Below are 21,674 nucleotides of genomic sequence, written 5' to 3'. Positions count from 1 at the left end.
CAGAATGTCGGCGGTTCGACTCCGTCAACGCCCACCAAGGTTGGAGCGGTAGTTCAGTTGGTTAGAATACCGGCCTGTCACGCCGGGGGTCGCGGGTTCGAGTCCCGTCCGCTCCGCCAACATACAATTTAGGTTTACCGAAACAAGTTTCGGGCGTTTAGCTCAGTTGGTAGAGCGTCTGCCTTACAAGCAGAATGTCGGCGGTTCGACTCCGTCAACGCCCACCAAGGTTGGAGCGGTAGTTCAGTTGGTTAGAATACCGGCCTGTCACGCCGGGGGTCGCGGGTTCGAGTCCCGTCCGCTCCGCCAACCAGACAAAACCCATTCATGCACGCATGAATGGGTTTTTGCTTTTCTGCCTTCAACAGAGCATCACCTGCCCGGTATCACCCCGCACCAACATGGCGCGGGGGACATACCTTATTCGGTAAACGGCAACGGTTTGCTCGCCGCCTGCCGGTCCGACACACCCATCGCCGCCAGCAGGTCATCCAGCCCGTCTGCCAACTGCCGCAACTGGCCACCACTGAGCCGCGCCAGCGCTTCCGGCAACCAGCCGCGCGGCGCCACCGCCACCTTGCCGATCAGCTCCGCCCCCTGCTCGCTCAACGCCACCTGCACCACGCGCAAATCCTGCTCGCTGCGCACCCGCGTCACCAACCCGGCGGCAACCAGCCGGCCCAGCATATTGCTGAGCGTGGCCGGCTTGATCGCCAGCCGTGCGGCCAACTCTCCGGCACGCAACGGCCCTGCCTCGTGCAATTCAGCCAGCACCCAGGCCTGCGCCCCAGACACCCCCAGCTGCGCCTCGATATTGGCGGAGTGCTGCTGTGCGGAGCGGAAAACGACACGAAAGCGCTGCAGGACATCCAACGCCATCACGGGAACTTTGTCGGCCACTGATGGCTCACTGGAACAGGACATTTGTTTTTGTGCAAAATAAAATAAGTGAAGGAGAACCGCATGCTGAGCACAGAATACCAACCCAGCACTGCCGCCACACTGGGCATGGAACTGGAAATCCAGTTGGTCGACAAACAAACGCTCGACCTTGCACCACGCGCCGACGAAATATTACATACGCTACACCAAAGTACAACGGCCAGGCACTTCAAACAGGAAGTCACCTGCTCGATGCTGGAACTCAATAGCGGCATCCATAACGGCAGCGCCACGCTGGAAGCCGAAATGCTGCAGCTGGGCGCGCAATTGTGCGCCGCGGCCGCCCCGCTGGGTATCCGCCCCTGCGGCGGCGGCACCCACCCGTTCCAGGACTGGCGCGAGCGCCAGATTTCCGACTTTCCACGCTACCAGCATTTCGCCGAACACTACGGCTATCTGGCGCGGCAATTCACCATTTTCGGCCAACACGTACACGTCGGCTGCCCAGATGGCGATACCGCGATCTGGCTGACCCATGCGCTGAGCTACTACATCCCGCACCTGCTGGCGCTGTCCGCCTCGTCGCCCTACATCCAGGGCGAAGACAGCGGCTTTGCCTCGGCGCGCAGCAATGTGGTCAGCGCCTTTCCCAGCAGCGGCCACCTGCCGCAATTCGTGCGCACCTGGCAGGAGTTTCAGGGCCACGCGGCGGAACTGGAACACGCCGGCATCATCGGCAGCCTGAAAGACCTGTACTGGGACATCCGCCCCAAGCCAGAGTACGGCACCGTCGAGGTACGCATTTTCGATACCCCGCTGGACATCCCGCACAGCGTGGCACTGGCGGCGCTGGTACAGACGCTGGCGCGCTACCTGCTGACGGAACGACCACCGCAACCCGGCCGTGCCGCGCTGTACTGCGTCTACGATTTCAACCGCTTCCAGGCTGCCCGCTTCGGCCTGTCCGCCGACATCCACGACGTGCGCAGCGGCAAGCGCATCCCACTCAACCAGGCCATCCTCGACCTGCTGCAACAACTGCAGCCCTATGCCGCCGATCCGCACGCGCGGGATTGCCTGGAGCAACTGGCACTGCGCGCTCACCACCGCCACGGCGACTACAGCCTGCTGCGCGAGCACGCCAACAACGGCCTCAGCTGCCCCCAGCTCGTGCACGAGGCGGCCAACCTGTGGCAACCGCCGGCCGGCTGAATACTACTGGGCACGCTGCTGACGCCGGAAATCCCACGGCGGCACCGGCGCAGCATCGTGCCACAAGCCTTGGCGCTGCTGCTGCGCGGTCTGCTGCGTTTGCTCGTAGAGACTGAACTCCTGCGCCGACTGCCCCTTGCGCGCGTACTGCTGGTAGTGCCAGGCATAACCGGCGCGCAACTGGCCGAGATTGACATCCTCGTCGCCTAGCCAGATGCGGCCAACGTTGCGGCCATAACGATCCTGCTCCAGCACCTCGACCCGCACCTGCCGGCGGTACAGCTTGTCGGACAGCACCTGCTTGGCCTTGGTCCCGAACGGTTGCGCCTTCTCAAGAGCCACACCCAAGTTCGTTCTAAATGGACTGCGTGATTTTTCCGAAAAATCAACGAGATAGCAATTTTTCATCTGTCTATTAAATTGCGCAGATTGATGGACAGATACAACCCATTCTGTCCATTTTCTGGACGAGTAGATTCAGGTAGGTGTCAGTATACCGCTGATACCGGCCAAGTCCCGTCGGGGGATCTACTCGGGAGCGGGTGTTGCCTGGACACAATCGGTGTTAACAAGCCCTAGTCGATGACCGAGAACCCATCGACTTTAACCACATAGCTCCACAAGCTTGCCGGGGTCATTAACCAGCGCGTTACCTTCACCCTGTAGCTTGATGATACGTTCGTCACGGCGCAGTTCCCAGTCGTCGACTGGATAGCTCTTCGCCCATGCACACCACAGCTGTTTGTCCTGATTGCTCATTTTCAGATTGTAGCGCTGGTGCATATAGAGACTGATCCGAGCCGCACGGCCACGCACTTCTTCGCGTGGCTGGAAGCGTTTGAGTTTGAAGTCAGGCAGGCTTTGACACTGCCCGTAAACCGGGGTTGGGTTTCGCGTCCAGGCGCCGTATGAGAGATTGCCACGGTCGCCATTGACTTCGCCAACTGCCGGCACCAGGTTGGTCAGATCCCCCTCCATTTGCGCAAACAGCTTGTCGGTCGCCGTGCAGTTCTTTCGGCCGCCATTCTGCCAACACTGTCGTTGTGAGCCGAGGTGCGATGCCGGGACCACATGCTCCCATTCGATGCGACCGGCGCGTGTTGCATTCTTGCGCGAGACATAACCACAGCTGTCCAGGTCGACTGTTTTGCCGCTATAGGCACAGCCGCAGTAGAAGTCGACTTCCATGCCGGCAAAGACCCGGGGTAACACTTTCTTGGCTGCACTGAAGTCCCGGTGGCCAACGTCTCCCTTGCCACTGACCAGTGTGACAGGCTCACTTTGCTGGTTCTCTTGTTGGGAGGCCTGGTCAAGGCTGGTCGCGATTTGTCCGATCACCTTGGCAGTTTTGGTGGCTAGCTCGTTGTTGTCGAGGCAACCACTCAATGACAGGGTGAGCATCGTGATGGCAAGGATGGCGCGCATGGCAAATACCGTTTGGAACAAAGCGCGCACCCTAGCTGTATTACGCCGGACAGACAAGGTCTTTGCCATATGGTGACCAGGAGGAAGCCTTGCCAAGGGGTGATGTCTGGTCTGCTCAGGATGCCTTGGCTGACTTGCTTCTTAGCCCGCTCTGCAAGGTGTGGTACAGATCAGGATGATCTTGCTTGATGAATTGTGCGATCTCGAAGTCCATCTTGGCCAGCCTGGAGACATCGATTCCATCGATGTAGACAAGACGGAGCAGCTCACCAGTCGGTCTGGGCATCGCGCAGCCGGACTCGTAGCGTGAGCCACTGGACTGGGTAACACCAATGCCGGTCCAGAACTCGACTTGAGTCATACCGAGTGCCCAGCGAATGGCACGGGGATCTAATACGTCGGAATGGTCGGCTGTCACTCGTGGTACATCTCCTCAATCTGAATACGGCACGGTCACCCAGTTGCCGACATGATTTGCTCTAGCCGAGTAATGATTACATCGTAAATCCAGATGTAATAACAATACCGCCCTGCAACTAGAGTGAGCAGATGGTGTGGTAATGCCGGAGAGTGAGTTGCCGCCCGTTTGCTAGATATTTTAATGGTTGCTTTTTGGCGGGCGGCCCCTCACCGGAGTGCCATTCATCCAATATCAGCCGCTCGTGTTACCAATCTGGCGCCAGTCGCGGCTAGCCAAGAGACCCGCTATGGCAGCAATTCTCGTGCGTCACACTGCAGTACTTGAGCAAGCTTGTACACCTTCTCAAGGGTAACGCGGACCTCGCCACGCTCAATCCGCCCAACATAGCTCCGGTCGATGCCAGACAGCAAGGCGAGATCATCTTGCGAAATCTTCAGTTCCTTGCGCCGGCTTCTGAGCTTTAGCCCAAACAGGACAGCGATGTCAGTCATGTCTCGTCTCTCTTAAAGACGAGAACTATCCTCAGTTGCCCCTCATAAAACCACGGATTATAATCCGTAAATTTCTTTCACCTATCTTGCTGAGACCGTCCCTCTTCTTCAATTCACCCATTAACAAAATGATGTTTGCACATGCGTAAGTTAAAAATATCCCAAAGGCTTTACGAGGCATTGGTTAACAAGGCAATGAATCACTTCACCATCCTTGAACTACGCGATGCTTGCTTTGTGCACTCCATCAGTAATGTCAGTACAGGTCGCATGAAGGCCTATAAAACGGCATATCGCCAAGTCGAAAGGCTGGTCAGCAAGGGAATCCTTGCCAAAACCAAGCCCAATGGCGGTTCAGTACGTTATGGGAAAACAGAAGCGTTTTTCTGTACCGAGTTTGCAATCCGGAAGGTGCCGACGGGTGGGGCACGTAACATCAGCGATGCGACTGTTCAGGATGGGGACGACGGTGCTTCGCAAGCGATGAAAGAACAGTTGAGCGCGTTAGCAAGGAGCTACCAGGTTGACCTGCTCACCTGCATTGGCGAGTCTGAAGAGTACATCCGGCTTTACAGTGACTTTCCTGCACTCAAAGCCCAACTTGAGCCGCAATACCATGAAGCTCGGGAGCGCAGCTCGAAACTACTGGGAAAAATCAAAGCGCTGGACACGGTGTTGGCACAGCTGCCACACATAACTACCTGATGAAGCTGCGTCGCTGGCAAGACGAATGCCTCAACTTGGCCCTAAGCCACTACAGCCAACATCGACACTTCCTATGCCTGGCGACCCCGGGGGCGGGTAAATCCATTCTTGCAGCCGAGTTGACCCGCCGGATGATGGCCAGCCGACAAATTGACCTCGTCTTGTGTTTCTCACCTTCCGTGACCGTGGCAGAGGGGTTATGCCTTGCGATGGAAGAACGGCTTGCTCGTCGTCTGGACGGGGCGCTAGGAGCGGCTGGTGGCTCCTACACCTACCAGAGCCTGATGTTCTTCAAACCCGAGTTTTGGTCGATGCTGGATCACCATCGCGTCCTGGTTATATTTGACGAGATCCACCATTGCTCAGGAACAACCCCAGACAATGCGAATGCGTGGGGTGAAGAAATTCTACTTCGTATCCAGGAAAAGGCAGCATTTACGCTCGCCTTGACCGGAACCCCCTGGCGATCGGATAAAGCCCCCATCGTCTTGTCGCGCTATCTGGGGCCGGAAGGACGTATTCAGGTTGATTATCAATATGGCCTGCGGGAGGCAATTCGAGATGGCGTTTGTCGCACGCCAAGGATCAGCCTGATTGAAAACGACCATGTGTCCATCACAGGCCCTGACGCCCAGATCCGCATGTTCTCGTCACTAAGGGACTTATTTGCAGAAGAGGGTTCTGCCTACTCCATCCTCATCCAACAGGAGCAGGCCATACGCTACATGTTGGCTTCAGCCTGTACTCGGTTGGAGAAAATTCGGCATAGCAACCCAGCCGCGGCCGGCCTCGTCATTGCTGCCTCAGTAAAGCACGCGGAAAGGGTCGTGCAGCTATTGCGGGCTGACGACCAGCAGGTCACGGTGGTCAGCTACCATCACCCGGATTCCGCCACGACCATCCAACAATTTCGTAGTGGAACGTCTGGTTGGATCGTCAGTGTCGGCATGATTAGCGAGGGGACGGACATACCGCGACTACAGGTCTGCTGTTATCTCAGCCCCATCAAAACGGAACTCCACTATCGCCAAGTGCTCGGCCGTGTACTACGGCGGACAGCAGCAACCAATCAAGAGGCTTGGCTGTACACCTTTGCGGAGCCAAAGCTAGTGGAGTACGCAAACCGAATTGCCGAAGATATACCAGAGGTTGAAGTTGTTGTCCGGGAAGCGTCACCCCCAAAGGTAACCCCATTCGCCATCCTCATGGGCGATCATTCAGCGCAAGATGACATTGCCAACCAACCACAGGTAGAACTTAGTCAAGTCAATCTGGATAGCATTCCATCAGAGACCCTCATTGCCACAAATGGGAAAGCAGCATTGGAAAACAGGTATAGCTGGGGGGCATTTCGTGAGGCCGTCATCGCTACCTTCGACTCGCCTTTTCATTCGTAGGCTGACTATTCGCACGGACTCCACCAGTAATAGAACAGAAATGCGATAGGAGCCGGGACAGTCCACTCACAGGGCAGGAATGCCAACAAAAGCTGGGGCAGCCCAGAGCTTCCAAAGTAGCCGCTAGAGAAGCAGGGGCGATTCACGCCTCTAGAGTGCAAGTCAATTGCACTGCATGCATTGGAGCCTGAACAAACTTCACTACCTATGCCTGTAAATACCAATAAGCTGTCTTAGAGCCGTTTAGCTCATCGAACTTAAAACCGCCCTCCATTTTAGCCATTAAGGAGTTATCCATGCCCCTTGTAATCATTAAAGGTATTGAAGGTGTTTTCAACAAAGATCAAAAAGCAGAAGCGATCAGAAAAGTTACTGATGCAATGGTCTCTATCGAAGGTGAGAACATGAGGAAAGTCACCTGGGTTATCTTTGAAGAGGTGAAAAGTGGTGACTGGGGAATAGCTGGGGAAACGCTCACAACAGATCGGGTGTTTGAGATTCAGAAAGGGTAATGATCTGGGCGGGTGGAGTCAGCTAGCTCTACCCTTCCTTACCAATATAAGAGTTGGTTGGCATGAGACAAGGGGCGGCCATTGTTGCCGCGGTGCCTCGTAGTGCTTATGGTGTCGGCGATCAAGGATATGAAGAATGCCGTTTTGATCCCCGTGATCATATCGAACCAGATCCCCCAAGGCTACGGGAAAAACCATCGCATCTGGAACCGTAGATCTAGTGTTAATAGTCCAGCACCTGCTCATGGAGCTTAACGTTGCTGAGTCACTGATCGCACGGCAAATTGTTTGGTCAATCAGATGGCAGATCGCTGGTAGAGCACATTGAGTTCAAGCCCTCGCAAGATTTGGAGGGGCTTGAACATCAAGTTACATATCTAGTGCTGATGTGCAGCCTAACGTGTTGCGCTGTAATCGTGAAGCAGAGCCAATAACCGTCCACTTGCTTCTCCTAAGTAGACTGGATGTATTACTTTTCGAGACAGAGGGCTCTATGGATAACCATTCGTACACATTTTCTCAACGTGCTAACCGATTAAATAGTTCGGTCATCCGCGAAATTCTTAAGCTGACCGAGCGCCCCGACATGATTTCATTCGCAGGCGGATTGCCCGCTCCCTATACCTTTCCTGTAGAGGCATTACAGTCAGCATGTGCGAGCCTCTTCCAAGATCATGCGCATGCATCATTGCAATACGGGCCAACCGAGGGACAGATGGAGCTTCGGGAGTGGATCGCTCAACGTCATGGCACTACCGCATCGCGTGTGCTGATGACTACTGGCTCACAGCAGGGGCTTGATTTGCTCGGAAAAGTCTTCATTGATCCAGGCAGCAAAATTCTGGTGGAAACGCCGACATATCTGGGTGCGCTGCAAGCGTTCACACTTTACGAGCCGAGCTATAGTTCGATTCCGAGTGATGACTTTGGCCTCTTGCCGCAGGAGCTTACTCCTGAGTTGGCGGATGGGGCTCGCTTCATTTATACCATCCCTAACTTTCAGAATCCGACGGGGCGACGCATCCCACTAAATCGGCGACATGAGCTGGTAGCCCAGGCGAAGGAGCTCGGCATACTGTTAGTCGAAGATGATCCATACGGTGAATTGAGCTATTCCGGTGATCACCTGCCCTCACTCCATTCACTCAATCCAGATGACGTGATTTACCTGGGGTCCTTTTCGAAAATCCTCGCTCCTGGCCTGCGATTGGGCTACATCATTGCACCTGAAGCGATTCACCTGAAGCTAGTACAAGCCAAGCAAGCTACTGATCTTCATACACCGAGCTTTACACAGCGTATCGCTTATGAAGCGTTGAGATCGGGCTTGCTGGATTCCCATCTGCCTATTATTCGTCAGCGATACAGCGCGCAATGTCAGGCAATGCTCGAAGCGCTTGCTCGCCATATGCCGGACGGCATCCACTGGAGTCGACCTGAAGGTGGGATGTTCATTTGGCTTGAACTTCCTGAAGACATGGATGCGGAAGATTTGCTACAGAAGGCGGTGGCACATAGTGTTGCGTTCGTCCCTGGCGCTCCTTTTTATGCGAGCTCTCCCCATCGGAATACAATGCGATTGGCATTTGTCACTGTGCCGCCAGAGCGTATTGAGCAAGGTATCTCAGTACTTGGACAGTTGATCAGAGATCAACTATCAATCGGGTATAAAACAGGTTCATTCTAACTGTACGATTAGCCGATGAAAAAGTATTGAATCGATTAATTGATCGTGCTTTTCCACAACAGTCTAATACCATTTCTGCCTCCAAAGCATATTAATGGAATCATCCATGAAACAAAATTTCGGTATCCACCACCCGTTCTAGCTCTGTAGGCCCGCGTACGGGTGTGCTGGCAGCCCAATAGACCACTTCTGGCGTTAAATTGGCTTGCCACAAGAAAAGTCAATCAATAGTAATTGCTCTCGCATCCAAGCATGTGCTTTCGAATTTTTATGTCTCTCATTCCAATAGGCTACTAAGTTGATAGGTGGTACTGGGAATGGTGCCGGATAGATGGCGATGGGAGCCGAGTTCTGAAGAATTTTGGCTGCGCAATGCGGCAGAGTCATGACCAAATCAGTTTGGGAAATGATAAAGGGTGCGGCAAGGAGTGAGGGCAACTGAATCACCTCATCCCTCTGTAATCCAAGCTTATTCAGTACATTGCCTATAACGCTGACAGGCTCATTCCATGGTGTCACGACGGCATGCTTTGCCGACAAATATTGTTCCAGGCTGAGCGAACGACTAATCGTAGGGTGGTTACTGTTAGTAATTACCACATAGTCATCACGTAACAATTCGAAGCCCTCAATTCCAGATGGTGGCTCAACTAGCTCCTCAACATAACCCAGTGAAAAATCAATTCTACCTGCAATCAGGTCTTCAGTTGATTCTCGTCCACTTGAATAGCTCACCTTAAAACGAAGTCCAGGTGCCATTTTCTGCATATACGCAACAAACCGGGGAAAAACAGTGAACGCGGTGTAGTCGGTAGCTGCAAAAAAGAACGTCCGATCACTAGTCCTGGGGTCAAATTCTTTTGTTCCTGACAGGCCTTGTGACAGCATCTCCAGGGCGCCGCATATGGTACCGGCCATACTTTCTGCAAAGACTGTTGGCTGCATGGTATTGCCGACGCGAACGAACAAGTCGTCAGCCAGAGCCACTCGCAGTCGGGAAAGAGCATGACTAAGTGCAGAAGGACTTATCGATAGCTCATCTGAAGCCGCAGTTCCCGAACGTAAGCGTAGAAGAGCTTCAAAAACCAGAAGCAGGTTAAGGTCGAGGCGGCGCAAATAATGATGCATAGAATGCAATTCACCGTGAAGAAAATGCACGAATTACATCATTAAATAGCTATAGCATAGGGCTGTCAACTTGTTTTCCAGGAAGCTTTCTTAGGGAGAAGATATGGCTATTGAATGCGAAAACCGTGGGGTCGGTACCTTGCTGGCACATGTTGGGAGCCACCCAGAAGAGCACCATGGCTTTGTAAATCCGCCGATCTATCGCGGCTCAACTGTGATCTTTCCCAATGTTGATACCATGCAAAGTGGTGATCAGCGCTATCAGTATGGTCGTCTTAACAATCCATCTACCGAGGCCTTGAATGAAGCATTGACCTCTTTGGAGATGGCGTGCGGATCTGTTTTGACCCCATCCGGCTTGTCTGCCTGTACTACTGCCATTCTCTCGGTAGTAGGAGCCGGTGACCATCTACTGGTACCAGATAGTGTGTATGGGCCAACACGTCACTTTTGTGAAACAGCTGGCCGCAGGATGGGTATTGAGACAACCTACTACGACCCCACCATTGGCGCTGGGATTCAGGCACTTTTCAAACCAAATACACGGGCGGTTTTTACAGAGTCTCCTGGCTCGCACACCATTGAGATCCAAGATATTCCTGCGATTGCAGCAGTAGCCCGCAAACATGATGCAATAGTCATTACGGATAATACTTGGGCGACGCCGCTGCTCTTCAAGCCCCTAGTTGCTGGCGCAGACATTTCAGTCATGGCCGGTACCAAATATGTCGTTGGCCATTCCGATGCGCTGCTCGGTACGGTAGCTGCTGGCCCTCGCGCCTGGGACAAAGTAAAAGCCTTCCACTTTCAACTGGGTATGCATGTCGGTCCTGATGATGTCACTCTGGCACTTCGTGGATTGCGCACACTGGAAGTTCGCTTGGCTCGCCACCAAGAAAGTGCCATCGAGATCGCTCAGTGGTTGGAGGGGCATGATGAGGTATCAAGGGTGATTCATCCCGCGCTCTCTTCTCATCCTCAGCATTCTCTGTGGAAACGTGATTTTTCAGGATCCTCGGGGCTCTTCTCGTTTGTTACAAAACCGGCTCCGTTCGAGGCAATCAAAGCCATGCTAGATGATCTCGAATTTTTTGGTCTTGGGTACTCTTGGGGCGGGTTTGAGAGCCTTGCCATAACAGTAGATCCGAGAGCGATTCGGAGTGCGACCAGCTGGGATGAGTCAGGTCACTTGATACGATTGCATATTGGATTAGAAGACCCCAATGACCTCATTGCTGACTTAGCGAAAGGTATACAGCGGTTCCGCAACTATGCATGAATGAGACAAAAAGAAAGGCTCGAGTTTTTTCAACGACCTGTTAACCCTGCATCTGAAAGAAGGAGAATTACTATGGCAAAACAAATCATCCACACTGACAATGCTCCGGCTGCCATCGGCGCTTACTCCCAGGCGGTCAAGGCCGGCAATACAGTGTATCTGTCAGGGCAACTCCCGCTCGATCCAACCACCATGACCGTGGTGGATGGTGGCTTCGTCGCCGAGGCCCACCAGGTGTTCAAGAACCTGAAGGCTGTGTGTGAAGCTGCCGGCGGTTCGCTCGACCAAATCGTCAAGCTCAACGCCTACCTGACTGACCTATCCAACTTCGCTATCTTCAATGACGTCATGGGTCAGTACATGAGTCAGCCATTTCCGGCACGCGCCGCCATCGGAGTGCTCAGTCTTCCAAGAGGTGTGCAGGTAGAAGCCGAAGCCGTGCTGTTACTGGAATAAGCTCTATCTCCTCTTCACGGCAAATTCGTCCACTCTTAATCATCCCAAGGAACCTCTATGAAACTACCGGAGCAACGTTTCAGCGTCATCGACTGGCGCACTCACGAAACCACCGAGCATCCCGGCGAAGTTGGCACATCACTTTGGCGCACTGTCAATCTGGGCGACATCCGGATTCGTGTCGTCGAGTATTCTCCAGGCTATATCGCCGACCATTGGTGCGATCGCGGTCACATTATCTACCTGATCGAAGGTGACCTACAGACTGAACTGCGCGACGGGCGCAACTTCGAACTCGAACCTGGTATGGGCTACTTGGTGTCCGATTTTGCTGACCCGGCGCACCGTGCATCTACCAAGAGCGGAGCCAAACTATTCATTGTCGACTGAGACTAAGAGCCCCAAAAGCTGATTGACAGTATGGGTGGACGGCAGGGAGGGCGATCTGGTATTTATTCCGGACACCTCCTATTCTACCTCTACCGGTATGAATGCAGGCTCAATCTAGCTGCAAATGTTGTCTGCCTTCAGACAGCGGGTCGAGTACCATTTGCGCTCGAAAATAGATGGCCACTTATTTTTTGTGCAAATAATCCTGCTAGTAACACTTTGATCTGGCTTCAGCGATTTTAGCTGGCTGGCGATCAGCCGTTTCCATCTCGGGTGGCCATCAATGGCGACGACAGCATGTGTGAGCGGATTCAACGCCTGGCACAAGACGAAGAACTGCCGGCAGACATTGCGCATGATTTTGTCATTACCACATAGATAGTCGGCAATCGTTTTGACGTCGGGTGAGAGCGCCCCCAGCAGCCACATCAGTTCGATGTCCCACAGTGCATTTCCACGTAAAACCTCCTCTCGCAGAAGTACCCACCGTCGTCCTCCTGCACTACCGTTAGGTGCAGTTCAAGACTCTGAGGTGTCAGCCAACACCCTGCGCTGCCGCCACTCTCGTGGCGTCATGCCACATTGAGCCTTGAATGCCCGGGACAAGGCGGCCTCACTACCATAGCCGACCTCAACCGCGATTATCTTCAACTGCCTACCCTGCCGTAATGCCTGCTGCGCCAGTCTAACGCGCCAACCTTGAAGATAGACACCAGGAGTACACCCGACCACGCTGCGGAAGGTGCCAGCAAAAACGCTGCGAGACATCCCCGAGATATGGGCCAATGCCTCCAGCGACCACTCCTGTCCCGGTTGCTCATGCATCGCTACAAGTGCTTTTCGCAGTTTGGAATGCGATAAGCCAGCCAGCATGCCGCCGCGAATCTGGTCTGTTTCCATCAGATACCGAAGTAGCTGGACCAACACGACCTCAAATAGTCGGTCAACCAATGCATACCGACCGCAATTATTGCTGAAGGCTTCTTCAAAGAGGAGTTCTAGGATCTGCTTGGAACCATCAATGCTTTCGAGCGGAAGACAGATCACGTCAGGTAATGCACCCACAATCGGGCTCTCGGCACCCCCATCGAAATGCAGCTCCGCGCACACCAGGTCGGCTCCACGCTGGGCATCAGTGACAAAACGGCGTGTCAAAGGGCGCGGATAGAACAGCAGGCTGGGAACGCTCACATGTAATGTGGGTCGCCCTGGATGGATGGCATCCATCGTCCCCGCTCGGACTAGGTGGATCTGGCCGCCTTCGCATGGAGCAGAGAAGTCTGTAACCCCACACAAAGCACCAGAATGAAACATGCGAGCACGAACAGGAAAGTGACTCAATAGCGCATCCAAACGATCAGTACATGCCTCAGTCAAAATAGTACTCCTTATCAAGTTTTGGAGATTTTATGTGACTCTTAGTATTTTCTCCAGACGTATAGTTCGTTCTGCCAAACGGCTCCACGCAACCAGATCAAGTCACAAGGAGTACATCATGTCGATCGAAAAAGTACTGTATCGCGCCCAAGCCACGGCTACTGGCGGCCGGGAAGGAAGTGCCGAATCCTCGGACGGCGCCCTGAAAGTTCAGCTGTCTACACCTCGCGAACTGGGTGGTGCCGGCGGCCCAGGCACTAACCCTGAGCAGCTGTTTGCCGCGGGCTATTCGGCCTGCTTCCTTGGTGCGCTGAAGTTCGTAGCAGCTAAGGAGAAGGTGAAGCTGTCGGATACAACCAGCGTCACCGGCACAGTTGGGATTGGTGCCATCCCTACAGGTTTTGGCATCGAGGTTGAGTTGCAAATCTGTGTGCCCGATCTGCCGAGAGAGCAGGCGCAGGAGTTGGTCGACAAGGCCCATATTGTCTGCCCGTACTCTAACGCCACTCGCAACAACATCGACGTACGCCTTAGCCTTGTCTGAAGCAGCGCGCCACAACTCAACCTGAAGGAAACATCATGAAACTCAAGTTCAAGATTGTTGCGGTATCAGTCGCCGCCCTGGTGGCGGGCTCCGCGCTGGCAGCAGGTAGCCCCGGTGTCGAGCGCAATACCCAAGCCTTCCTCGAAGCGCTTGCAAAGGGCGGCGGTCAGCCATTGGAGACGCTGTCTCCGGCAGATGCTCGCAATGTACTGATCGGCGCACAGAAGGGTGCCAAGCTTGCTCCTGCCGATATCAGTGAAAAAACTATCACAGTGGATGGTAAGCCGCTGAAGCTGACCATCGTTCGTCCAGCTGGTGCCAAGGGTGTCCTGCCCGCTTTCATGTTCTTCCATGGCGGTGGCTGGATTCTGGGCGACTACCCAACCCATGAGCGCTTTGTGCGTGACCTGGTCGCAGACTCTGGCGCCGCAGCGGTGTTCGTCAACTACACTCCCTCGCCTGAGGCCCGCTATCCAGTGGCCATTAATGAAGCTTACGCTGCAACAAAATGGGTTGCTGAAAACGGCGCGCAGATTCAGGTCGATGGCAAGCGTCTAGCGGTGGCGGGAAACAGCGTCGGCGGGAACATGGCAGCCGTGGTTGCCTTGATGGCCAATGCTAATGGTGGACCAAAACTGCGAGCTCAGGTGCTGTTCTGGCCGGTGACAAACGCGAACTTTGAAAACGCTTCCTATGATGAGTTCGCTAACGATCACTTCCTGACCAAGGGCATGATGAAATGGTTCTGGAATGCTTACACGACCGACCCGAAACAGCTCAAAGAAATCTACACATCGCCGCTACTGGCAACACCGGAACAGTTGAGGGGACTCCCGCCCACACTGGTGCAGACCGCAGAGAAAGACGTATTGCGCGATGAAGGCGAAGCCTACGCGCGCAAGTTGGATGCTGCCGGTGTCAACGTGGTGGCAACCCGCTACAACGGGATGATCCACGACTTTGGTTTGCTCAATGTATTGTCTGCACTACCAGCTACGCGCGCAGCCCTCCATCAAGCAAGCGAGGAACTGAAGTTGCGTCTCTGGTAAGGCGCTGCTGCCCCAATGCTGCGCTAAAGCTGAATTGGCTTCGGCGCCGCATTGGGGCTAATAACTTCTTTGGCGGGTGAGATTATGTGAAATGGCCAGGCTAGCCAACCCCAGCTGATCATTACGAGAAAAATGAGCTGTGTTATCCACGCATAAGTGAAAACTATACACCCGCTATCATGGCGGCGACCTCAAAATAGTCCCCCAGAAGTCGCTCCACGTCGACACAGCGCTTTCCATAAAGATGATCTACAGTTAGGCGGAGCTTTCCTCCGGCAACTGTTCTGCCGAAGCGGTCTTTCATCCCATCGGCCTTGAGTGCCCGTTCAGAGCCACATTCAAACCATTTCCCTTGCACCGCAGCCGAAGGGCAGCTTTCTGATTTGGGGAACACTCCCTTTCGACCCAAAGCAGTCGATGCCTTCATGGAGAAGCGGGCACTAACGCGGAGCTAACCGGCCTGTGCGGCTTTTCGCGCAGGTCCGATTGAGCGCAAGGTTATGCGTTTTGTTGTGCATTGGCCGGAGCAATGCCTTGAACCATACGCGCATCATAGCGAGTGCCGCACACTGAACATACCCTCACGAAGCGATCCTTCGGCTCATGCTGTAGGCGATACTGTTTGTGGTCGACGTCCCAGCAGCGAACGCAATAGGGTTCACCAATGGGTTGCCCATCATCACCCTTCCGGTAGTAGGCATCCCGGCTTCGGACCAAGGTGTCTTTGGATTGGAATGCATTTTCCAGTTCTTGGATTCGCCTGTCCTTCTCTGCAACGATTTCCTGAACGGACGCCATTTCTATCTTGGCGTCAGCAAGGGCGCTCACAAGATCAGCCAGTTTGAGCTTGAGTTCCGCTCTTTCAAGGGAAAGGTCGGTCTCACGCAAGAACTTGGCGATGTCTGTAGCGGTCTTGAGGCTACTTAGGATTGTTCCAATAGCTGCAATGTCAGGCATGGAGCCTCCGAATCAAGACGCATGACGTGAAATATTCTACGAAGGTATCTCATTGATAGTCGAAATGATCAGGGTCAATATATGTGTAAGCCAAGCGCAGCATGAAAAACATGCTGATTAGCATTGTAATCGCCGAGGCAATCAGAATCCGATTGGTCACGGCACCAAGAATCTCAAACAACGGTCGCATGGCAGCACTTCCCTGGGAAAGGTCAGGGAACATCAGCATGACAACACTGATCAAAAAAAGGCCAGGGATACCAAACGCAATTGCACCACGCACCGCCCCATATCGAGCGATAAGCACAGGGTCGCGCGGTCGAGAAAAATACGCATTTGAAATAAAAGCGACTAATTCGAAAATACGATCCATTGAATACTCCTCACGACAAGACATGATGTGATGACTCAACCCTTCAAGGTTTACACCACACCACCTTACCCTTTTTGAGAAAAAAGTGGCTTCTGCACCCTGCCATCCGATGTATGGATGGATGAAGTGAGGCTTCGCGAGGATGGCTCATATCTACAGCCCATCTCGGATGACCTGAACTAGCTAATGAAAGCTGGATCAGATCACCACAACCGCATGGACACTTTAAAGCGGCCATCCAGTAGCATTCCCCATCCCCTAATAAATAGAGCGTGTAACGATCTAATGCAGTAGGTAACTCCTCCTGCTTGCAGACACGATACTTTGGACTAATGCCAAGAAACCGCTGAACCCAGCGCAGAAGCCACAACATCTATCTCTCCTAATTCAGTTCAACAGACCATGAAGCCCAAGAAGCGGCTTCACATCGCCGTAGCCCATCCTTGCTTCAAAGCTATGACAAGGCTGACCATCAGGCGAGTCTAGGCTTGCGGCCGGGTCACTCAGAACCTGACAACGATAGGCATACTCACTATTCGACTCAACGCGATAGGGATGGACCCTGGCTAAAAACTCATTCACAGCAAGCGATGCAGCCTGCATGTTGATTGAAATGACTGCCGGTTGATCAACCCGCGCATTTCGTACATAGCCGTCCTTAAGCAATTGTGAATACTGCTCAGGGTTCCGCCGCTTCATAAATGCCGCGTCCAGATCCTCCTGCGAGTAGACCCCACGGCTCATCAAACTGGAACCACCAGGCTGAATGTAATGAACTGCTGCACAGACTTTGTCGATACCACCCCCCCCATCCGCATCAATGCGGACGCCCACATCAATAAGGGGAACTAGGTAGAAACTTGCCAACTTATTGAGTACATGCCGACCATCAACCGAGTCCATGCAGCCAAAGAGCACGTCGCAAGATGCAAGTTTGCGTATCACTTCCTCGTTCATCAGGTCTACTTCAAAGCCATACACCTTGGTACCCAGCCCCATTGAAGCAATGGCACGCTGCATGACTTCAACCTTGCTATGTCCCTGCTGAGCGTCTTCCAACGTACTGTTGAGGATACGATTGAGGTTCTTACTTTCGACATGGTCTGGATCGACGAGCACAAGCTCTCCAACACAGTTCCTTGCCAGCTGCTCAATCACGATACTTCCCGTGCCAGAACACCCAACCACACCAACCCGAAGAGAACTCAGAAGACCGTAGGTCTTCTCTCCAAATGTCTGTGCAATCCGTCGAGCATGCTCAGGTGTATCACCCTGGGACACATGATCTCTCCAGACAAGGATGTCATCCCCGGCAACACGAATCTCTTCTAGTGGCTCACCAATATGATCCGGCCAGATAGTGCGGCCAAACATCGATCCATCAGGCAGCATGATCATGCTAGCCTGCGCTTCATCAGAATCGAGCCAGCCAAACACGGAGGAGAAAAATGCCTCGTCAGAGCGATCATCTGTTGGAGAAAAATCGTCATAACCGTTGGGATGGCTATGAATCTTGACGATACAGAACCCTTGATTCAGCGCCATTGTCAGGGCGGGCACCACGGACTCAGGTGACCATGTCACCCGATGTTCCTCTCGAATTCGGCACACCTCGTAAGGCACAGGAAAGAGCGAGTGCACCAGAAAACGGTGCCCCCGATCACCTGTGGAGCGACCACAAAGGGCGAGTGCTACGGCTTCCTTGCCGTCACCAGGAAAAAGGTGCTGCTTTAGCTGTTCATAATGTTTGCCAGACAAGGCTAACGAATACTTTGGAGTCATTTGCGCAACTCCATTGCCAGCCAATCGGCAACCAATGCCATATGCGTTTCGAGACAGTCAGTACCGATACGCCACTGACTACTTGCTGTACGGTGTCGTGACCAGCGCTGCCACGTCTTACCATCAAAACTATCCGGACACAGAGCACCAATGGCTCGCCCATCTTGGCGGCTCAGTGCCGGGTAGAAATATGCCATATCGATTTGAGTGTCGGGATAGCCTGGGGGAAGTTGCACGTTAACGCTAGCACGCTCCACGTTGTACCCGGTCGGCACCGGCCAGCTATGAATCACCACGCGCTGAATGCCACCTTCCGTGACCGCCTCCCAAGGAAGGCCCAAGGAGTTCAGATAGCGCTCATCCTCTTCCAGCAGGCCAAACTGGCGTCGCGAAAAACTCGCGTCCCCTTCAGTCACCTCGTTCGGGATAGTCATAAAGCGCTCGACTCCCGGAGCCAGGAAGCTCACAACCTCATCGAGCTCAATCTTGCGAACACTCTTGCCCTCCTTAAGTTGGAGGATATGGCGTTCAGGCGGAATCTTGCCTGCGAGCATCAAAATGTCTCGCCCCGTCATCTGCTCGACTTCAACAACGTACAGTTGCTTGTCGATCTTGATCTGATACTTATGTCCGGCAGGAACCGGCTTGTTGGCCTTGGCGTAGGTTTCGATGTTTACAACTTCGATATTGGTAGTCATTGCTCAAATTCCTATGAGTAAGTTGCCCCCTCGCTCGTCGAAATTGCGACAGCGATAACAGGGGAAATACATGGGAAAACTTGACAACGAGGACCAGCGAAGCGAGACTGTAGGCGACCAAACCGGAGTCAGCGCTTCATGCTGATTTCACTCGGGGCAAGCCTCCAAGCTTGCCTCGTTTCACTTCTGCTGCTTCATTTTCTTCCTCCTCTCCGTCTTGACCTAGCTTTCATCAGGCTAGGGCCTCTGCACGTTCTTACAACACAGTATCCCTATGACCACTCAGCACAAGTCGTGCTGCAAACCTTCTATGGGCATACGATACCATCCGCAATGTACCATCATCATTTTGATGATGTCAACACTCATATTTGTTTTTGATTGATACCATAAAACAAACTACAATCTCAGCAAAGAAAACCCCTCATCTATCGCCTAGGACAAGCCATGTTGGAGCAACTCTCGCCAGCACAACGAGAACGACTCGCCTATATTGAGTTCCGCCTCTACTTCTTAGGGAGCGTAAGCCGCGCGGACCTAACAGACCGCTTCGGTATTGCACCAGCTGCAGCAACTCGTGACTTCGGACAGTACAAAGAACTAGCTCCCAGCAACATGGAGTTCGATGGCACGTCTAAGACGTATATAACCGGAGAATTCTTTGCACCGATTTTTGAACACATACCCGCACGTGTTCTTACTGCCTTGTCTCAAGGCTTCGGCGATGGCGTGAATGTTGTCGCAGGGCCACTAATCACTTGTGAAGTTCCGCCAACTCTCAATCGCATAGACACTCACATCTTGGCTCCTGTAACTCGAGCCATTCACACCGGCAAAGCCGTCTCCATACAGTACTTCTCAAACTCGAGTGGCCTGTCTAGGCGTGAAATCGTTCCATTTGCGCTAGCCTGCGATGGCATGCGCTGGCATACCCGTGCCTATGACCGCAAAAATGGGAAATTCATAGACTTCGTTATTAGTCGAATGGACGATGCACAGTTGCTCACAAACTCTGCGATTGAAAAGCATGAGTTAGCCACTAACGATATTCAATGGAATCGGATTGTTGAGTTGGATCTAGTACCGCACCCTGCTCGTGGCGCCAATGAGCTGGTTCAGCGAGACTATGGCATGGAAGGTGGAGTATTACATCTCAAACTCAGAGCAGCTATGGCGGGGTATATTTTGAGGCAATGGCATGTTGACTGTTCCCCAGACCATTGCATTGCTGATGAAGCATTCCGTCTCTGGCTAAAGGACCCGCTAGCTTTGTACGGTGTCGAAAGTGCAAAGCTAGCCCCTGGATACAAATCACCAAACACCAAGTAAGAATCAATGTTGGTATTTTCACGGTAATGAATTTTCCACTTGCGCTTGTTGCAGTTCTGAATCTCCCCGGTTTTCGTAGTCATTTTTCGATGGCAGGAGAGCGCCATGAAGCTGCCGATTAATGCATCCAGCCCTGATTGTAGCTTTCGCCGACGACCGGGCCTTACCGCGAAGGGCGGGCTGCTGATCGGCCATTGCCGACGTTCAGCTCCTCCTGCTTGAACGGCTGCAGTAGCGCCCAAAGCTGACGGCTTCCACAAAAGCAGGGGCGATTCAGAGAATTTTTGGGCGCGATGTCGAAAGCCGTCCTCAAAATCCGTTTTAAAATGAGAACAGCACATCTACGAACAGCGTAGCTTCGCAAAGTACAAAGAAGGCTCGATGGCATCTTCCCTGACTTGGCTTGACCATGACTCCGCCGCGAGAGACCGCAGCCTGCGGGTACTGTCGCTCTTTCGAGAGAAGGAAAGTCGAGACGAACTGGGTATCGGCTCGATCCGGGACGGCATCGCCGACATACTCTTCCCAGGAACGTCAACGATCCAGACTCGTCTGCGCTACATGCTGCTAGTGCCCTGGATGTATCGAGAGCTCGAGAGCCGGCGTCTGGCGCCAGGTTCCTTCTCGCTCGAGTCTCGCAAGTTCGAGCTGTCCATGGTCGAGCCGCTCTTGGACAGCAATGAGCGTGGGATCTTCGGTGCCCAGTCCAAGGGGAATCTGAAGCGGCTACCGAGCTCGGTCTACTGGGCTGGCCTGCGCACGTGGGGCATCCGGGCCTTTGATGGCTCCCAGAGCGACTACTTTCGTAGCGCACCAGCCCTTGCCCTGAAGCGGGCAGCCCATCGCCGGAAAGACGACGACGATGCGGACCCCAACGCATCGCTGACAACATGGCATCTGGGTCTGCCCGCTGCGCCCGAAGGGTTCCCGACCAAGCTCAGTCTGAAGATCAGTCCCGACGAAGCTCGATACCTACGTGATCGCATCGCGACAAGCTGCCCCGACAGCCTCCTGTCGTGGCTTGTCCTTTACGGTAGGTCTGACGACTGTCGCGAGCCCTGGCTTCACCACCAGCTCGGCTCGTTTCCTAAGCCGGCGCGTGACCTATTGGAACACGGACGGCTCCTGTCGGACGTCGTCGAGGGCGCAGCATGGCTCTACAACGTCTGCTTGGCAGACAAGCGCCAAGACGAAGCCCTCGGTCAGAACCATCGCGAGGGGCTTGAAAAGTGGCGGGAGCGCGCAAGCCTCTCGGACATCAAGAAGTGGAACCTCGGCGAGCTCTGGGACGTTCTGGCAAGTCGTGGTCATCCGGTCTCGAGTGCAACGCGGGGCTTCGTGGCGGATTGGACTGCCCGTCTGATCGCCACCCGGGGTGAGTTCGCCGAGGATGACTCAGCCCGAGATCTGATCGAGCGTCGCGAGCGGACGCTCAAGAAGTCACGTTCTCGCTTCACCAATCGAGGAGCACTGAACCAGTGGGGCGGCAGCTCTGGCTTGAACCGGTTGGTGTATCGGTGGCCGACGACCAATGACTTCCTGGGCGACCTTCTGCCGGCACTTCGCCGAAGCTGACGCAT

At 53.8% G+C, this 21,674-nt stretch carries 25 protein-coding genes and 3 tRNA genes; 15 read left to right on the top strand and 13 right to left on the bottom strand.

From position 1 onward, the window contains the following. The first annotated feature begins 42 nt into the window (after positions 1–42). From PQU89_RS11950 to PQU89_RS11940, 3 genes are all read left to right on the top strand, one after another. Positions 43–119, top strand: a tRNA-Asp gene (locus PQU89_RS11950). 32 nt (positions 120–151) lie between these two features. Continuing rightward, positions 152–227 (top strand) — tRNA-Val (locus PQU89_RS11945). A 5-nt stretch (positions 228–232) separates the two neighbouring features. Next, a tRNA-Asp gene (locus tag PQU89_RS11940) sits at positions 233–309 on the top strand. Between the two features lie 111 nt (positions 310–420). On the opposite strand, the gene PQU89_RS11935 is transcribed toward PQU89_RS11940, so the two are convergent. Further along, the gene (locus tag PQU89_RS11935; RefSeq protein ID WP_272766034.1) at positions 421–879 is read right to left on the bottom strand and encodes a MarR family winged helix-turn-helix transcriptional regulator; all 459 of its coding nucleotides are present in this window, start codon (positions 877–879) and stop codon (positions 421–423) included. A gap of 84 nt (positions 880–963) precedes the next feature. Between PQU89_RS11935 and PQU89_RS11930 the strand changes: the two genes are divergently transcribed. Further along, positions 964–2,094 (top strand): YbdK family carboxylate-amine ligase, encoded by a 1,131-nt coding sequence (locus PQU89_RS11930; protein ID WP_272766033.1) that lies wholly within the window; start codon positions 964–966, stop codon positions 2,092–2,094. Positions 2,095–2,097: 3 nt separating this feature from the next. On the opposite strand, the gene PQU89_RS11925 is transcribed toward PQU89_RS11930, so the two are convergent. From PQU89_RS11925 to PQU89_RS11910, 4 genes are all read right to left on the bottom strand, one after another. Beyond that, positions 2,098–2,502 carry a thermonuclease family protein gene (locus tag PQU89_RS11925; RefSeq protein WP_272766032.1) on the bottom strand — a complete coding sequence of 135 codons (405 nt, stop codon included), beginning with the start codon at positions 2,500–2,502 and terminating at the stop codon, positions 2,098–2,100. Between the two features lie 195 nt (positions 2,503–2,697). Next, complete coding sequence (locus PQU89_RS11920; protein WP_272766031.1) at positions 2,698–3,519, bottom strand: endonuclease; 822 nt, start codon at positions 3,517–3,519, stop codon at positions 2,698–2,700. 115 nt (positions 3,520–3,634) lie between these two features. Beyond that, positions 3,635–3,937 (bottom strand): helix-turn-helix domain-containing protein, encoded by a 303-nt coding sequence (locus PQU89_RS11915; RefSeq protein WP_373322813.1) that lies wholly within the window; start codon positions 3,935–3,937, stop codon positions 3,635–3,637. A gap of 287 nt (positions 3,938–4,224) precedes the next feature. Further along, on the bottom strand, positions 4,225–4,431 hold the full coding sequence (locus PQU89_RS11910) for a helix-turn-helix domain-containing protein (protein ID WP_272766030.1): 207 nt from the start codon (positions 4,429–4,431) through the stop codon (positions 4,225–4,227). A gap of 141 nt (positions 4,432–4,572) precedes the next feature. Between PQU89_RS11910 and PQU89_RS11905 the strand changes: the two genes are divergently transcribed. The 4 genes from PQU89_RS11905 to PQU89_RS11890 all read left to right on the top strand — a co-directional run bounded on the left by PQU89_RS11905 (position 4,573) and on the right by PQU89_RS11890 (position 8,732). Further along, positions 4,573–5,136, top strand: coding sequence for a VspR family transcription factor (locus PQU89_RS11905; RefSeq protein ID WP_272766029.1), 564 nt, complete (start codon positions 4,573–4,575; stop codon positions 5,134–5,136). Continuing rightward, complete coding sequence (locus PQU89_RS11900; RefSeq protein ID WP_272766028.1) at positions 5,136–6,533, top strand: DEAD/DEAH box helicase; 1,398 nt, start codon at positions 5,136–5,138, stop codon at positions 6,531–6,533. The genes PQU89_RS11905 and PQU89_RS11900 overlap by 1 nt, the downstream gene beginning before the upstream one ends. Before the next feature lie 296 nt (positions 6,534–6,829). Next, positions 6,830–7,045: a tautomerase family protein gene (locus PQU89_RS11895; RefSeq protein ID WP_272766027.1), complete on the top strand. Its 216-nt coding sequence runs from the start codon at positions 6,830–6,832 to the stop codon at positions 7,043–7,045. A 493-nt stretch (positions 7,046–7,538) separates the two neighbouring features. Next, a complete protein-coding gene (locus tag PQU89_RS11890; RefSeq protein ID WP_272766026.1) occupies positions 7,539–8,732 on the top strand; it encodes an aminotransferase-like domain-containing protein in 1,194 nt (397 codons plus the stop codon). Positions 8,733–8,927: 195 nt separating this feature from the next. Here the strand turns inward: PQU89_RS11890 and PQU89_RS11885 are convergent, their stop codons facing one another. Then, complete coding sequence (locus PQU89_RS11885; RefSeq protein ID WP_272766025.1) at positions 8,928–9,890, bottom strand: LysR family transcriptional regulator; 963 nt, start codon at positions 9,888–9,890, stop codon at positions 8,928–8,930. 73 nt (positions 9,891–9,963) lie between these two features. On the opposite strand from PQU89_RS11885, the gene metC reads away from it, so the two are divergent. The 3 genes from metC (at position 9,964) to PQU89_RS11870 (ending at position 11,985) form a co-directional block, all read left to right on the top strand. Further along, a complete protein-coding gene (gene metC, locus PQU89_RS11880) occupies positions 9,964–11,139 on the top strand; it encodes a cystathionine beta-lyase (protein WP_272766024.1) in 1,176 nt (391 codons plus the stop codon). Between the two features lie 72 nt (positions 11,140–11,211). Then, a complete protein-coding gene (ridA, locus tag PQU89_RS11875) occupies positions 11,212–11,595 on the top strand; it encodes a deaminase RidA (protein WP_272766023.1) in 384 nt (127 codons plus the stop codon). A gap of 57 nt (positions 11,596–11,652) precedes the next feature. Beyond that, positions 11,653–11,985 (top strand): DHCW motif cupin fold protein, encoded by a 333-nt coding sequence (locus tag PQU89_RS11870; RefSeq protein ID WP_272766022.1) that lies wholly within the window; start codon positions 11,653–11,655, stop codon positions 11,983–11,985. 114 nt (positions 11,986–12,099) lie between these two features. On the opposite strand, the gene PQU89_RS11865 is transcribed toward PQU89_RS11870, so the two are convergent. Together PQU89_RS11865 and PQU89_RS11860 are read right to left on the bottom strand one after the other, a co-directional pair. Continuing rightward, positions 12,100–12,414 (bottom strand): hypothetical protein, encoded by a 315-nt coding sequence (locus PQU89_RS11865; protein WP_272766021.1) that lies wholly within the window; start codon positions 12,412–12,414, stop codon positions 12,100–12,102. Between the two features lie 90 nt (positions 12,415–12,504). Beyond that, a complete protein-coding gene (locus tag PQU89_RS11860; RefSeq protein ID WP_272766038.1) occupies positions 12,505–13,338 on the bottom strand; it encodes an AraC family transcriptional regulator in 834 nt (277 codons plus the stop codon). Positions 13,339–13,480: 142 nt separating this feature from the next. Here PQU89_RS11860 and PQU89_RS11855 point away from each other — a divergent pair, with 142 nt between their 5' ends. Together PQU89_RS11855 and PQU89_RS11850 are read left to right on the top strand one after the other, a co-directional pair. Then, positions 13,481–13,906: an organic hydroperoxide resistance protein gene (locus PQU89_RS11855; protein WP_272766020.1), complete on the top strand. Its 426-nt coding sequence runs from the start codon at positions 13,481–13,483 to the stop codon at positions 13,904–13,906. 35 nt (positions 13,907–13,941) lie between these two features. After that, a complete protein-coding gene (locus tag PQU89_RS11850) occupies positions 13,942–14,955 on the top strand; it encodes an alpha/beta hydrolase (RefSeq protein WP_272766019.1) in 1,014 nt (337 codons plus the stop codon). Positions 14,956–15,453: 498 nt separating this feature from the next. On the opposite strand, the gene PQU89_RS11845 is transcribed toward PQU89_RS11850, so the two are convergent. Genes PQU89_RS11845 through PQU89_RS11830 form a run of 5 tightly spaced genes read right to left on the bottom strand, consistent with a single transcriptional unit; the run spans position 15,454 to position 18,765 of the window. Then, a complete protein-coding gene (locus tag PQU89_RS11845) occupies positions 15,454–15,912 on the bottom strand; it encodes a hypothetical protein (RefSeq protein ID WP_272766018.1) in 459 nt (152 codons plus the stop codon). Positions 15,913–15,961: 49 nt separating this feature from the next. Continuing rightward, positions 15,962–16,285, bottom strand: a complete 324-nt coding sequence (locus tag PQU89_RS11840; protein WP_272766017.1) for a hypothetical protein — start codon at positions 16,283–16,285, stop codon at positions 15,962–15,964. 43 nt (positions 16,286–16,328) lie between these two features. After that, positions 16,329–16,658, bottom strand: coding sequence for a ubiquitination-like system serine protease family protein (locus PQU89_RS17215; RefSeq protein WP_502654464.1), 330 nt, complete (start codon positions 16,656–16,658; stop codon positions 16,329–16,331). A gap of 14 nt (positions 16,659–16,672) precedes the next feature. Beyond that, complete coding sequence (locus PQU89_RS11835; RefSeq protein WP_272766016.1) at positions 16,673–18,067, bottom strand: HesA/MoeB/ThiF family protein; 1,395 nt, start codon at positions 18,065–18,067, stop codon at positions 16,673–16,675. Further along, positions 18,064–18,765 (bottom strand): multiubiquitin domain-containing protein, encoded by a 702-nt coding sequence (locus tag PQU89_RS11830; protein WP_272766015.1) that lies wholly within the window; start codon positions 18,763–18,765, stop codon positions 18,064–18,066. Before PQU89_RS11830 ends, PQU89_RS11835 begins: the two co-directional genes overlap by 4 nt. A 447-nt stretch (positions 18,766–19,212) precedes the next feature. On the opposite strand from PQU89_RS11830, the gene PQU89_RS11825 reads away from it, so the two are divergent. Together PQU89_RS11825 and PQU89_RS11820 are read left to right on the top strand one after the other, a co-directional pair. Then, positions 19,213–20,094, top strand: coding sequence for a WYL domain-containing protein (locus PQU89_RS11825; RefSeq protein WP_272766014.1), 882 nt, complete (start codon positions 19,213–19,215; stop codon positions 20,092–20,094). Positions 20,095–20,475: 381 nt separating this feature from the next. Next, a complete protein-coding gene (locus PQU89_RS11820; RefSeq protein WP_272766013.1) occupies positions 20,476–21,669 on the top strand; it encodes a DUF6361 family protein in 1,194 nt (397 codons plus the stop codon). Positions 21,670–21,674: the final 5 nt, after the last annotated feature.

It is taken from the genome of Vogesella indigofera (assembly GCF_028548395.1).
Classification (GTDB): domain Bacteria; phylum Pseudomonadota; class Gammaproteobacteria; order Burkholderiales; family Chromobacteriaceae; genus Vogesella; species Vogesella indigofera_A.
Note: the sequence above shows the minus strand (reverse complement) of the source record. Positions and strands in the feature narration are given on the sequence as shown.

Bases quoted from the DNA above. Each gene is read 5' to 3' on its own strand.
- PQU89_RS11890 (WP_272766026.1), top strand. From the start codon at position 7,539: ATGGATAACCATTCGTACACATTTTCTCAACGTGCTAACCGATTAAAT.
- PQU89_RS11895 (WP_272766027.1), top strand. From the start codon at position 6,830: ATGCCCCTTGTAATCATTAAAGGTATTGAAGGTGTTTTCAACAAAGAT.
- PQU89_RS11910 (WP_272766030.1), bottom strand. From the start codon at position 4,431: ATGACTGACATCGCTGTCCTGTTTGGGCTAAAGCTCAGAAGCCGGCGC.
- PQU89_RS11930 (WP_272766033.1), top strand. From the start codon at position 964: ATGCTGAGCACAGAATACCAACCCAGCACTGCCGCCACACTGGGCATG.
- PQU89_RS11825 (WP_272766014.1), top strand. From the start codon at position 19,213: ATGTTGGAGCAACTCTCGCCAGCACAACGAGAACGACTCGCCTATATT.
- PQU89_RS11855 (WP_272766020.1), top strand. From the start codon at position 13,481: ATGTCGATCGAAAAAGTACTGTATCGCGCCCAAGCCACGGCTACTGGC.
- PQU89_RS17215 (WP_502654464.1), bottom strand. From the start codon at position 16,658: ATGTTGTGGCTTCTGCGCTGGGTTCAGCGGTTTCTTGGCATTAGTCCA.
- PQU89_RS11850 (WP_272766019.1), top strand. From the start codon at position 13,942: ATGAAACTCAAGTTCAAGATTGTTGCGGTATCAGTCGCCGCCCTGGTG.
- PQU89_RS11925 (WP_272766032.1), bottom strand. From the start codon at position 2,502: ATGAAAAATTGCTATCTCGTTGATTTTTCGGAAAAATCACGCAGTCCA.
- ridA (WP_272766023.1), top strand. From the start codon at position 11,212: ATGGCAAAACAAATCATCCACACTGACAATGCTCCGGCTGCCATCGGC.
- PQU89_RS11845 (WP_272766018.1), bottom strand. From the start codon at position 15,912: ATGCCTGACATTGCAGCTATTGGAACAATCCTAAGTAGCCTCAAGACC.
- PQU89_RS11865 (WP_272766021.1), bottom strand. From the start codon at position 12,414: ATGTGGCTGCTGGGGGCGCTCTCACCCGACGTCAAAACGATTGCCGAC.
- PQU89_RS11840 (WP_272766017.1), bottom strand. From the start codon at position 16,285: ATGGATCGTATTTTCGAATTAGTCGCTTTTATTTCAAATGCGTATTTT.
- PQU89_RS11870 (WP_272766022.1), top strand. From the start codon at position 11,653: ATGAAACTACCGGAGCAACGTTTCAGCGTCATCGACTGGCGCACTCAC.
- PQU89_RS11835 (WP_272766016.1), bottom strand. From the start codon at position 18,067: ATGACTCCAAAGTATTCGTTAGCCTTGTCTGGCAAACATTATGAACAG.
- PQU89_RS11920 (WP_272766031.1), bottom strand. From the start codon at position 3,519: ATGCGCGCCATCCTTGCCATCACGATGCTCACCCTGTCATTGAGTGGT.
- metC (WP_272766024.1), top strand. From the start codon at position 9,964: ATGGCTATTGAATGCGAAAACCGTGGGGTCGGTACCTTGCTGGCACAT.
- PQU89_RS11935 (WP_272766034.1), bottom strand. From the start codon at position 879: ATGGCGTTGGATGTCCTGCAGCGCTTTCGTGTCGTTTTCCGCTCCGCA.
- PQU89_RS11900 (WP_272766028.1), top strand. From the start codon at position 5,136: ATGAAGCTGCGTCGCTGGCAAGACGAATGCCTCAACTTGGCCCTAAGC.
- PQU89_RS11905 (WP_272766029.1), top strand. From the start codon at position 4,573: ATGCGTAAGTTAAAAATATCCCAAAGGCTTTACGAGGCATTGGTTAAC.
- PQU89_RS11830 (WP_272766015.1), bottom strand. From the start codon at position 18,765: ATGACTACCAATATCGAAGTTGTAAACATCGAAACCTACGCCAAGGCC.
- PQU89_RS11820 (WP_272766013.1), top strand. From the start codon at position 20,476: ATGGCATCTTCCCTGACTTGGCTTGACCATGACTCCGCCGCGAGAGAC.